The sequence below is a fragment of the Pantoea sp. RG18 genome, assembly GCF_025910075.1.
Taxonomy (GTDB): Bacteria; Pseudomonadota; Gammaproteobacteria; order Enterobacterales; family Enterobacteriaceae; genus Pantoea; species Pantoea agglomerans.
Genome location: NZ_JAPCIL010000015.1, coordinates 410,287 through 422,277, shown reverse-complemented (window position 1 = coordinate 422,277; position 11,991 = coordinate 410,287). Strand labels below are relative to the sequence as shown.

Below are 11,991 nucleotides of genomic sequence, written 5' to 3'. Positions count from 1 at the left end.
TTATCGTTGTTGGTTAAGCGCTGCTTGTTGCGCGTTGCGTTTGTTCTGGTCAGGCACCAGACGATAGAAAGTCTCACCGGGCTTAATCATGCCCAGTTCATTGCGTGCACGCTCCTCGATCGCTTCCGAGCCGCCATTGAGATCGTCAATTTCGGCAAACAGCTGATCGTTTCGCGATTTCAGTTTGGCATTGTTTGCCTGTTGCACCGCGACATCATCATTGACGCGCGTATAGTCATGGATGCCATTTTTCCCCAGCCACAACGAATATTGCAGCCAGCCAAGCAGCACCAATAACAGTAACGTCAGTTTTCCCATCCCGCCCCCTAAAAACGGCCCAATCATCCCATAACTTTGCACAGGACTCCACACCAGCGGAGAAAATGGCGCGCTTTGCTGCGCGTCTGCGCAAAATATGAATCAGTACCGATTCAGACGGGAAAAGATTTGTAACCTGCCGATGCGTTTGCACATCAGCGCGGGCGCACTGAGGGCTTACCAGCCAGAGAGAAAAGAGAACATTAACCAGAAGAGCGTGACCACCATGATCACCGTGGCGAGCGCGGCCCACAGCCACTGTCCACTCAGCAGCGTATTCAGCGCGATACCCGTGACCACCGCAACCGGCAGCAGCGCCAGAAAGAATGGCCAGGTATAAAGAAAGAAGAACAGCGTGTTAGAGCCGAACAGCAGGAAAGGAATCGCCAGCGCGCACCAGTAAGCGAGAAAGCCGATAACGCCGCCCGGCAGCAATGAGCGCGGCTCATCCGGGGAGGAGTCATCTTTTCGGGCGAGCATTGGGGTAATGTTCTGCATAGGCATCCTGTTGGCGCGAGGGCGGCAAATCAGAAACGATTTGCCGCTGTCTCTTCAGGATCTGATGATATCGCGGTCACGCAGCAGGTCTAACAATTGGGCGGCCAGTTTTGTAACCAATTGTTCGCCATCCAGCTGGATTTCCGGGCTATCGGGCGCCTCATAGACGCTGTCGATACCGGTAAAATTACGCAGTTCACCGGCGCGCGCTTTGCGGTACAACCCTTTCGGATCACGCGCTTCACACACGGCTAACGGCGTATCGACAAATACCTCGATAAACTGTCCCGGCTCCAGCAGATCGCGCACCATCTGACGCTCGGCACGATGCGGCGAAATAAAGGCAGTGAGCACCACGAGTCCGGCATCCACCATCAGTTTCGCCACCTCACCGACGCGACGGATATTCTCTTTACGATCATCATCGCTGAAACCGAGGTCACGACAGAGGCCGTGACGCACATTGTCACCATCCAGCAGATAGGTGCTGACGCCGATGCGGTGCAGCGCCTGCTCCAGCGCACCGGCAACGGTGGATTTCCCCGAGCCCGAAAGCCCGGTGAACCACAGCACCACGCCCTGATGGCCATGCTGCTGTTCGCGAGAGGCGCGTGTCACCGGATGATCATGCCACACCACGTTATCGTCGTGCTGAGCCATTACTGACCGCCCAGCAGGTCGCGCGCATTCCAGTGTGGGAAGTGGCGGCGCACCAGCGCATTCAGTTCCAGCTCAAACGCGCTGAACTCGCCGGTATTAACCGGGGCATCATGGTTTGGCTGATGGATCATGCCGGCACCCACGGTGACGTTGCTCAGGCGATCGATAAAGATCATGCCGCCGGTTACCGGGTTCTGCTGATAGCTGTCGAGCACCATCGGTTCGTCAAAGGTGATCTCAATGCGACCGATACCGTTCAGCGGCAGCGTATCGACCTGGCGCGTCTCCAGTGAGTTGATCTCGACCTGATGCAGCACCTTCTCTACCCGGCCACGGGTTTTCTTACCGGCGATTTTCAGGTCATAACTCTGACCGGCCTGCAGCGGCTGCTCTGCCATCCAGACCACGTCAACGCTGGCAGACTGAACCGCTGCCAGCTCTTCACTGGCATCCACCAGCAGATCGCCACGGCTGATATCAATCTCATCCTGCAGCACCAGGGTAATCGCTTCGCCTGCACCCGCTTCCTGCAGATCGCCATCGAAGGTCACAATGCGGGCAATGGTCGACTCCACGCCAGAAGGCAGCACTTTAACGCGCTGGCCTACCTGCACGCTACCCGACGCCAGAGTGCCGGCATAGCCACGAAAATCGAGGTTCGGACGGTTGACATACTGCACCGGGAAACGCATCGGCTGATGATCGACGACGCGCTTCAGCTCCACGGTCTCCAGCACATCCAGCAGCGTCGGGCCGCTATACCACGGCATGGTCTGACTGGCAGAAGCGACGTTATCCCCTTCCAGCGCCGACATCGGCACAAAGCGGATATCGAGGTCTTCCGGCAGCTGCGCAGCAAAGTCGAGGTAATCCTGTTTGATCTGCTCGAAGCGCTCCTGGTTGTACTCCACCAGATCCATCTTATTGATCGCCACCACCAGGTGTTTGATCCCCAGCAGCGTCGAGATAAAGCTGTGGCGGCGGGTCTGATCCAGTACGCCTTTACGCGCATCGATCAGCAGGATCGCCAGATCGCAGGTTGACGCGCCGGTCGCCATGTTACGGGTGTACTGCTCATGTCCCGGCGTGTCGGCGATAATAAATTTACGCTTTTCGGTCGAGAAGTAGCGGTAGGCCACATCAATGGTAATGCCCTGCTCACGCTCAGCCTGCAGACCATCCACCAGCAGCGCCAGATCGAGCTTCTCGCCCTGGGTGCCGTGACGCTTGCTGTCGTTGTGCAGCGACGAGAGCTGATCTTCATAGATCTGACGGGTGTCGTGTAGCAGACGTCCAATCAGGGTACTTTTTCCGTCGTCAACGCTGCCGCAGGTCAGAAAACGCAGCAGGCTCTTGTGTTGTTGCGTGGTCAGCCAGGCTTCAACGCCGCCCTGGTCGGCAATCTGTTGTGCAATTACGGTATTCATCTGGCGTCTCCTTAGAAATAACCCTGACGTTTTTTCAGTTCCATCGAACCGGACTGATCGCGATCGATCATGCGGCCCTGACGCTCGCTGGTGGTGGAAACCAGCATCTCTTCGATGATCTCCGGCAGCGTCTGCGCCTCGGACTCTACCGCGCCGGTCAGCGGCCAGCAGCCGAGCGTACGGAAACGGACCATCCGTTCGGTGATCTCTTCACCCGGCTGCAGGTTGATGCGATCGTCATCGATCATCATCAGCATGCCATCACGCTCCAGCACCGGACGCGGTGCGGCGAGATAGAGCGGCACGATCTCGATGTTTTCCAGGAAGATGTACTGCCAGATATCCAGTTCGGTCCAGTTCGACAGCGGGAAGACGCGGATGCTTTCGCCTTTGTTGATCTGACCGTTGTAGTTGTGCCACAGCTCAGGGCGCTGGTTTTTCGGATCCCAGCGATGGAAGCGGTCACGGAATGAGTAGATACGCTCTTTGGCGCGTGACTTCTCTTCATCACGACGTGCGCCGCCAAAGGCTGCATCAAAACCATATTTGTTCAGCGCCTGCTTTAGCCCTTCGGTTTTCATGATGTCAGTGTGTTTGGCACTGCCGTGAACAAAGGGGTTGATGCCCATCGCCACGCCTTCCGGGTTGCGGTGAACCAGCAACTCTGCGCCCATCGCTTTCACGGTGCGGTCGCGAAATTCGTACATTTCACGGAATTTCCAGCCGGTATCCACATGCAGCAACGGGAAGGGCAGCGTGCCTGGGTAGAAGGCTTTACGCGCCAGATGTAGCATGACCGAGGAGTCTTTGCCGATGGAGTACATCATCACCGGATTGCTGAACTCCGCCGCCACTTCGCGAATGATGTGGATACTCTCCGCCTCCAGCTGACGCAGATGAGTGAGTCGTTTTTGGTCCATGATTTTCCCTCAAGCCAGATTGACAACGGCGGACTCGCGAGCCCCCTGCTGTGCTGAATGTTTAAACCAGGCGAGTTGCCCGTGCAGATTAACCACCTCTCCGATCACCAGCAGCGCCGGAGTGGGTGCCGAGGCGGCCAGCGCCTCAAGTTGTTCTAAGGTGCCGGTCAGCACTTGTTGATCCTGACGGGTGCCGCGACTGATCACCGCCACCGGCGTTGATGGCGCGCGACCGTGCTGAATCAGCGCCTCGCTGATGGCAGCGGCTTTAACGGTTCCCATGTAGATCGCCAGCGTCTGACGCGCACGCGCCAGCGATGGCCAGTCAATGTCATCCCCATCGGGACGGCAGTGACCGGTAATAAACATCACGCTCTGCGCGTAGTCGCGGTGGGTCAGCGGAATACCGGCATAGGCTGTCGCACCGGCTGCCGCGGTGACGCCCGGCACCACCTGGAACGGCACACCCGCCTGACGAGCCGCCTGCAGCTCTTCGCCGCCGCGGCCAAAGATAAAGGGATCGCCGCCCTTGAGGCGCACGACGCGCTTGCCTTTCAGCGCCAGTGAAACCAGCATCTGATTGATCTCTTCCTGCGGCAACGTGTGGGCGCTGGCCCGTTTGCCGACGCAGATGCGATCGGCATCGCGGCGCACCAGATCCAGCACCTCTTCGCTGACCAGATGGTCGTAGAGCACCACATCGGCTAACTGCATCACCTGCAGGCCACGCAGCGTCAGCAGACCGCTGTCGCCCGGCCCGGCGCCCACCAGAAAGATCTCGCCCTGACGGGTCGGCTCTTCCAGCAGCTCACGGTCCAGCGTGCGTTTCGCCTCTTCGACGTTACCGGCAGACATCTCACTGGCGAACCGGCCATCGAAAGCGCGTTCCCAGAAGCGCCGACGGTCAGACATGCGGCTGAAGCGCTGTTTAACTTTATCGCGCCAGAGTCCGGCCACTTCAGCCATCTGACCCAGACTGGCAGGCAGCAGCGTTTCGATTTTTTCGCGCAGCATGCGTGCCAGCACCGGTGCGGTGCCGCTGGAGGAGATCGCCACCACCAGCGGTGAGCGGTCAACAATCGAGGGGAAGATAAAGGTGCATTTTGGCTGGTCATCCACCACGTTAACCAGCTTATGCCGCGCGTTGGCGGCTTCAAACACCTGGCTGTTGAGATGGTTGTCGTCGGTGGCGGCAATCACCAGGAAAACGCCATCCAGCTGGGCCGGGTCAAATTCGGTCGCCAGCCACTCCAGCTCCTGCTTATCCAGCAGTGCCTGCAGTTCAGGGCAGAGTTCACGAGATGCGATCAGAACGCGCGCGCGTGCACGGCGCAGCAGTTCAATTTTTCGCGCCGCAATATCTCCCCCGCCGACAACCAGAACCGGGCGGCCAGAAAGATCGGCAAAAAGAGGCAAATAGTCCACGTTAACCCTGATGTTTTAACTTTGTATTAACGCGACTATACGTCGCTGAGTTTATCCAGATGAAATTACGAATTGGAATGAGTAGTTACCGAATGGAATAACGACGCCGCAAAGCACAGAACAATTTGGTCTTAACAGATGAAATTTAATGGCTTTTTCGTGAACAGGCTCACATATTGAAAGCCACACCTGCGGCAGTAAAAGCAGATAAGTGCCAGCGATAATGGTCCGTTACGCCTTTCGGTAGTGACAGCGCCCGATTCCACTAACAAAGTCACGGGACAAAAAGGATATAATGCGCGCGGCATGGCTGGCCCTGGCCCCCATGCGGAACGGCTCCCGAATAATGAAAAAGGATGCACTATGTTTTATTCCCTCCGCATGAGGGTAGCGACAATTTTATTTGGCGCACTCATTTCTCCGCTGGCTCTGGCCACTCCGCCTGGCCAGTTTGCCGAACAGCAGGTCCGGCACATCGCCACCTTGTTTCCTGGCCGGATGAGCGGCAGCCCGGCTGAGCTGATGGCAGCCGACTACCTGCAACAGCAATTTACCGCGCTGGGGTATAAGACCAATACCCGCCAGTTCAGGACCGGCTATAAGTGGCAGGAAGAGGACGGCACGCAGCGCTGGCATAAGCTCACGGCAACCTCGGTGATTGCCGCGCGTGCAGGCAGCGTGCCGCAGGAGATTCTGATCGTGGCACATCTGGATACCTGGACGCCGCAAAATAGCAGCCAGGCCCAGCACAACCTGGGCGGCTTACGCCTGCAGGGCGTCGATGATAATGCATCGGGTCTTGGCGTGATGCTGGAGCTGGCGCAGCAGCTGAGCCGCAAACCGCTGCACTACGGCATACGCTTTGTGGCGCTGAGCGCCGGAGAGGCAGATCTGCACGGCATGGATGATTATGTTGAGCGGATGAGCACGCGTGAGAAGAAGAATACCCTGCTGGTCATCGATCTGAATAGCCTGATCACCGGCGATCATCTCTATTTTAACAGCGGCATGAATACGCCCCGGGCGGTGCGCAAGCAGACCAGCGAACGAGCCCTGTTACTGGCACGCCAGCAGGGCATTCCCGCCGCCAGTCATCAGCTGAACCGTAAAGATTTTGACGCTCTTAATGCCTTCGACAAGGCGGGCTTTCCGCTGCTGGATGTGACCGCCAGCAACTGGACGCTGGGTAATAAAGATGGTGCGCTGCAGCGTCATCGTAGTCCCCACTTTCCTGATGGCGTTACCCGCCATCAGACTGACCTGGATAATCTGAGCTATCTCGACCGCTGGCTGCCGGGGCAGATAACCTTGCGAACCCGCGACAGCGTTCGCGTGCTGCTGCCGCTGCTCAGTGAACTGACCAACCCCAAAGTGTAAGGATCTGACATGTACGTGGTCTTTCTGAATTACGTTCGTCCGGTAGAAGAAGTTGAAGCGCTGCTGGCAGCCCATATCGAATGGCTGGATCGCTATTTTGACGCGGGCTTTTTTATTGCAGCGGGACGTAAAGATCCGCGCACGGGCGGCATGTTGCTGGTCAGGGAGATGGAACGAGAAGAGCTGGATGCAATTTTAGCGGAAGATCCGTTTGTCACGGTGGCAGAGTATGAGGTGACGAAAGTGAATGTGACTCGTGCAGCAGAGGCGTTTGCCGGATTAAAAGGCGTTTAGCTTCCCGCCTGACTGCAGCCAAAATCTTCTCTCCCTGTGTTGGGGGAGAGAAGTCCTGCGTCAGCCTTCGTGCAGACCACACTCGCGCTTGAGACCGAAGAAGCGCGTCTCTTCTTCTGCCATACCCGGCTCCCACTTGCGGGTGGTATGGGTATCGCCCACCGATAGATAGCCTTCATCCCACAGCGGATGGTACTTCAGCTTATGCTGTTCCAGATACTGATGAATCTGGCGGTTATCCCAGTCGATAATCGGCAGCAGCTTAAAGACGCCACGCTGGACGCCCAGCACCGGCAGATTCGCCCGGCTGCCCGACTGGTCGCGGCGCAATCCGGCAAACCAGGTCTGTGCGCCCAGGGTTTCAATGGCGCGATTCATCGGCTCAACTTTGTTGATCTCGTTATATTTCTCAATCCCCTCGACGCCCTGCTCCCACAGTTTGCCGTAGCGCGCTTCCTGCCAGGCCGGTGAGGTTTCGGCGCGGAACACTTTAAGGTTGAGATTGAGCTGGTCCGCCAGCTCATCAATAAAACGATAGGTCTCCGGGAACAGATAGCCGGTGTCGGTCAGGATCACCGGAATATCGGGCTGCTGACGCGTCACCAGATGCAGCGACACCGCGGCCTGAATACCGAAACTGGAGGAGAGCACGTAGGCACCCGGCAGATTCTCCAGTGCCCAGCTGACCCGCTCTTCCGCAGATGACTTCTCCAACTGCGCATTGGTCGCGGCCAGCGCCATAGCACGCTGGACTTTGGACATCTCATTCAGTGCTGCGAGGTCGGGGTGACTCATTTTGCTTCCTCCCAAAAATCGCGTGCCGGGTCCAGCACCGGCGCAACAATGCCCGCGCGGATGGTGAAGTCACCAAAGCCTTCCGCGGCCTGGCGCTCAGTGGCCCAGCGTCCCACCAGCTCATCAATGGTGGCGAGAATTTCGCTTTCGTTAATGTTTTCACGGTACATGCGGGGAATACGCGTTCCGCTGCGGTTTCCACCCAGATGCAGGTTGTAGCGACCTGGCGCTTTACCCACCAGCCCCAGCTCAGCCAGCATGGCACGGCCACAGCCGTTGGGACAACCGGTAACGCGTAACACTATGTGCTCATCGCCAACGCCATGCGCATGCATGATCCCTTCCACTTTGGTCACGAAGGCAGGCAGGAAGCGCTCGGCTTCTGCCATCGCCAACGGACAGGTCGGGAACGCCACGCAGGCCATCGAGTTTTCGCGCTGCGCCGTAACGTGATCCATCAGACCATGTTCGCGCGCGATTGCTTCGATCTGCGCTTTTTCGCTTTCCGGCACGCCCGCCACAATCAGGTTCTGGTTAGCGGTCAGGCGGAAATCGCCCTGATGGATTTTCGCAATTTCAGCGATGCCGCTTTTCAGCGGTCGGCCCGGATAGTCGAGCAGGCGACCATTTTCGATAAACAGCGTCAGGTGCCATTTGTTGTCGATGCCTTTAATCCAGCCAATGCGATCGCCACGGGTGGTGAACTCATAAGGACGGATCGGCTCAAACGTCACGCCTGCCCGTTTTTCAACTTCGGCTTTAAAGGTCTCGACGCCAACGCGTTCCAGGGTGTACTTGGTTTTGGCGTTTTTACGGTCGGTACGGTTGCCCCAGTCGCGCTGCGTCGTGACCACCGCCTCGGCAACGTCGAGGATCTTCTCCACCGGGAAGTAACCAAACTCGCTGGCGGTGCGCGCATAGGTCGCTTTGTTACCGTGCTCAATCGACAGCCCGCCACCCACCAGCAGGTTAAAGCCCACCAGCTTGCCGTGCTCGGCGACAGCGACAAAGTTCAGATCGTTGGCGTGCAGATCCACGTCGTTATGCGGCGGGATCACCACGGTGGTTTTGAATTTACGCGGCAGATACGTTTCACCGAGGATCGGCTCTTCGTCGGTGGTGGCGACTTTTTCTTTATCCCACCAGATCTCCGCATAGGCTCGGGTGCGTGGCAGCAGATGCTCAGAGAGTTTCTTCGCCCACTCATACGCTTCCTGATGCAGTTCCGACTCAACCGGGTTCGACGTACAGAGCACGTTACGGTTAACGTCGTTGGCGGTCGCCAGCGCATCCAGCCCCACCTCATGCAGCATCTGATGCGTCGGCTTGACGTTCTTCTTCAGAATGCCGTGAAACTGGAAGGTCTGACGGTTAGTCAGACGGATGCTGCCATAGATGGTTTTATCGGTGGCAAATTTGTCGATGGCCAGCCACTGAGTCGGCGTAATGATGCCGCCCGGTAACCGGCAACGCAGCATCATGGCGTGGCGCGGCTCCAGCTTCTGCTCCGCACGTTCGGCACGAATATCGCGATCGTCCTGCTGGTACATGCCGTGAAAACGAATCAGCAGGAAGTTGTCGCCGGTAAAACCGCCGGTCAGACCCTCTTCCAGATCTTCTTTAATGGTGCCGCGCAGATAGTTGCTCTGCTTCTTCAGACGCTCAGCGTCTGCTAATTTGCCTTCTACAACCAGCGGTCCAGGGTGTTTATCGCTCATTAGTAAACGTCTCGCTGATAACGGCGCTCAATGCGCAGCTCACTTAAAAATTCGTCGGCCGTTTCACGATCCATTCCGCCGTGTTCGACCACCACATCCAGCAATGCCTGCTCGACGTCTTTTGCCATACGATTCGCGTCGCCACAGACATAAAGATGCGCGCCCTCTTCAATCCAGCGCCACACTTCGGCCCCTTTCGCGCGGATCTTATCCTGTACGTAAATCTTCTCTGCCTGATCGCGTGACCAGGCGAGGTCGATATGGGTCAGCAGACCATCCTTCACATATTTCTGCCACTCTACCTGATAGAGGAAATCGTCGGTGAAGTGCGGATTACCAAAGAATAGCCAGTTTTTGCCGCCGGCACCGTCGTTGTCGCGCTGCTGCATAAAGGCGCGGAACGGCGCGATGCCGGTGCCCGGGCCAATCATGATCACCGGCGCATCCGGATTAGCCGGCAGGCGGAAATTGTCATTGTGCTCGATGAAGACCCGGACTTCGCCCTCTTCTTCGATGCGATCGGCCAGCCAGGTCGATGCACCGCCGCCACGCTGGCGACCTTCAATATCAAAGCGAACGGCACCGACGGTGATATGCACTTCGGTATCGGTTTCAGCCTGCGAAGAGGCGATAGAGTAGAGTCGCGGCGTCAGCGGTCGCAGCAGTCCGGTCAGCTGTTCAGCGCTGAGTTCGGACGGTGCCAGGCGCACCATATCCACAATCGGATAGTGCTGCGCATAGTGCTGCAGCCTGGCTTTATCATCCACCAGTGAGAGCAACTCCGCGTTGCGTGACAGCTGGGCATACTGCGCCACGATCTGCGCGGTGTTAACCGTCAGCTCGAAATGCTTCTGCAGCGCCTCCGCCAGCGGCAGGGTTTTCCCCTGAACCTCTACCGGCTCATCGCCTTTCAGCCAGACCAGCTCCAGCAGTTCGCTGACCAGCGCCGCGTCGTTCTCATACCAGACGCCCAGCGCATCGCCAGGCTGGTAGCGCAGACCGGAATCGCCCAGATCGATTTCGATATGGCGCACATCTTTATCTGAGTCCCGTCCGGTAATTTTCTGATTCACCGCCAGACTCGCGCTGAGCGGCGACTCTTTAGTATAGGGGCTGGTGGTGACTTCGTTGACGCTGCCGGCTGCTGTCGCCGCAGCCTGCGCCGGGGATTCGGTCGGCACGCGTTTCTTGAGAATTTCCGTCAGTGCATTGCGCCAGGCCGCGGCCTGCTCCGCATACTCAACATCCGCATCAACGCGATCCAGCAGACGCTCGCCGCCCAGCTCCGCCAGTCGGCTGTCAAAATCTTTACCCGCCTGACTGAAGAATTCATAAGAGGTGTCGCCCAGGCCAAACACTGCGAAGGCGGCACCCTCCATTTTCGGTGCTTTTTTTGACATCAGGAATTTATGCAGCGCCACCGCCTCTTCCGGCGGTTCGCCTTCGCCCTGCGTGGAGGTTACAACCACCAGCATTTTTTCCTGGCCAATCTGTTTGAACTTGTAGTCACCGGCATTCACCAGGTTTACGTTCAGCTTTGCGGCCAGCAGGTCATCACGCAACTGCTCAGCCAGACGACGTGCGTTGCCGGTCTGGGAAGCGGAAAGCAGCGTAATGGCGGGCGCTTCGGCCGGAGCCGGAGCAGATGCAGAGCTGGCGACGGCGCTACCCGGGATCTGTTCCACCCTGCCCCAGAAATAGCCTGACAGCCACGCCAGTTGAGTCGGGGAATAATCTGTCGTCGCCGCCTGTAAGCGAGCGAGTTGTTCCGGGGAGAGCGGAAGCAGTGAACCAGGTGCCTGAGTCGTCATCGCGTTAAAAATTCCAGTATCAGAAGTCCGGACCGTAAAATGGCGGAAGAGTGCGTAGGTTACCGGTCCGTATATTAACGATTAAATACACCTTCGACATATCAAATAACCAAAATGACTAAATGGTTTTCCAGGTAGTAATAATCGTTAAAAGTGGTAAGCAAAGCGGTGATATATCAGTTAATTAGCTGGACGCCACTGTATAAACGCGCAGGAAAAGTATCGGTTTGTGCGGGGCGGGTGCGAAAAAAGCGGTAATCAGGTAGAATTCAGCGGTTTTTTAATGTCTGAGAACCACTATGTCTACCACCTTGTTTAAAGAGTTCCAGTTCGAAGCCGCGCATCATCTACCGAATGTGCCGGCCGGACACAAATGTGGCCGTCTGCACGGTCATTCGTTCCTGGTTCGTCTGGAGATTACCGGCGAAGTGGATGCGCATACCGGCTGGGTTATGGATTTTGCTGAGCTGAAGGCGGCGTTTAAGCCGGTCTACAATCGGCTGGACCACTACTATCTGAATGATATTCCCGGCCTGGAAAATCCCACCAGCGAAGTGCTGGCGAAATGGATCTGGGATCAGATGAAGCCGCAACTGCCGCTGCTAAGTGCGGTGATGATCAAAGAAACCTGCACCGCAGGCTGCGTTTACCGCGGCTAACCCTGTCGGATCGAACCCTTCGATCCGACGCGGCTTTTCTCTCCGTCCTGCCTCTGACGCTCAACACTTCCCTGTGGTTAACGGCTCAT

The 11,991-nt window shown here is 57.3% G+C and carries 12 protein-coding genes; 3 read left to right on the top strand and 9 right to left on the bottom strand.

Translation table 11 applies throughout. The features are described 5' to 3' along the window. From ftsB to cysG, 6 genes are all read right to left on the bottom strand, one after another. Positions 1 to 318 (bottom strand): cell division protein FtsB, encoded by a 318-nt coding sequence (ftsB, locus tag OK409_RS18235; protein ID WP_010248545.1) that lies wholly within the window; start codon positions 316 to 318, stop codon positions 1 to 3. 177 nt (positions 319 to 495) lie between these two features. Beyond that, positions 496 to 816: a DUF3561 family protein gene (locus OK409_RS18230; RefSeq protein ID WP_010248547.1), complete on the bottom strand. Its 321-nt coding sequence runs from the start codon at positions 814 to 816 to the stop codon at positions 496 to 498. A 54-nt stretch (positions 817 to 870) separates the two neighbouring features. Beyond that, complete coding sequence (cysC, locus tag OK409_RS18225; RefSeq protein WP_013358869.1) at positions 871 to 1,476, bottom strand: adenylyl-sulfate kinase; 606 nt, start codon at positions 1,474 to 1,476, stop codon at positions 871 to 873. After that, complete coding sequence (cysN, locus tag OK409_RS18220; RefSeq protein WP_010248552.1) at positions 1,476 to 2,903, bottom strand: sulfate adenylyltransferase subunit CysN; 1,428 nt, start codon at positions 2,901 to 2,903, stop codon at positions 1,476 to 1,478. The genes cysC and cysN overlap by 1 nt, the downstream gene beginning before the upstream one ends. Before the next feature lie 11 nt (positions 2,904 to 2,914). Beyond that, complete coding sequence (cysD, locus tag OK409_RS18215; RefSeq protein ID WP_010248554.1) at positions 2,915 to 3,823, bottom strand: sulfate adenylyltransferase subunit CysD; 909 nt, start codon at positions 3,821 to 3,823, stop codon at positions 2,915 to 2,917. Positions 3,824 to 3,832: 9 nt separating this feature from the next. After that, positions 3,833 to 5,248 (bottom strand): siroheme synthase CysG, encoded by a 1,416-nt coding sequence (gene cysG / locus OK409_RS18210; protein ID WP_228312472.1) that lies wholly within the window; start codon positions 5,246 to 5,248, stop codon positions 3,833 to 3,835. Between the two features lie 363 nt (positions 5,249 to 5,611). Here cysG and OK409_RS18205 point away from each other — a divergent pair, with 363 nt between their 5' ends. Next, positions 5,612 to 6,625 carry an aminopeptidase gene (locus OK409_RS18205; RefSeq protein WP_264367300.1) on the top strand — a complete coding sequence of 338 codons (1,014 nt, stop codon included), beginning with the start codon at positions 5,612 to 5,614 and terminating at the stop codon, positions 6,623 to 6,625. 9 nt (positions 6,626 to 6,634) lie between these two features. Further along, complete coding sequence (locus OK409_RS18200; protein WP_158131416.1) at positions 6,635 to 6,919, top strand: YciI family protein; 285 nt, start codon at positions 6,635 to 6,637, stop codon at positions 6,917 to 6,919. A 60-nt stretch (positions 6,920 to 6,979) separates the two neighbouring features. On the opposite strand, the gene OK409_RS18195 is transcribed toward OK409_RS18200, so the two are convergent. Genes OK409_RS18195 through cysJ form a run of 3 tightly spaced genes read right to left on the bottom strand, consistent with a single transcriptional unit; the run spans position 6,980 to position 11,243 of the window. Beyond that, positions 6,980 to 7,714, bottom strand: a complete 735-nt coding sequence (locus tag OK409_RS18195) for a phosphoadenylyl-sulfate reductase (RefSeq protein WP_010248562.1) — start codon at positions 7,712 to 7,714, stop codon at positions 6,980 to 6,982. Beyond that, positions 7,711 to 9,432 (bottom strand): assimilatory sulfite reductase (NADPH) hemoprotein subunit, encoded by a 1,722-nt coding sequence (cysI, locus tag OK409_RS18190; RefSeq protein WP_022623798.1) that lies wholly within the window; start codon positions 9,430 to 9,432, stop codon positions 7,711 to 7,713. Before cysI ends, OK409_RS18195 begins: the two co-directional genes overlap by 4 nt. Then, entirely contained in the window at positions 9,432 to 11,243 is a 1,812-nt protein-coding gene (gene cysJ / locus OK409_RS18185; protein WP_264367299.1) for an NADPH-dependent assimilatory sulfite reductase flavoprotein subunit, read from the bottom strand. The genes cysI and cysJ overlap by 1 nt, the downstream gene beginning before the upstream one ends. A gap of 299 nt (positions 11,244 to 11,542) precedes the next feature. Between cysJ and queD the strand changes: the two genes are divergently transcribed. Next, a complete protein-coding gene (gene queD, locus OK409_RS18180) occupies positions 11,543 to 11,902 on the top strand; it encodes a 6-carboxytetrahydropterin synthase QueD (protein WP_010248568.1) in 360 nt (119 codons plus the stop codon). Positions 11,903 to 11,991 lie beyond the last annotated feature (89 nt).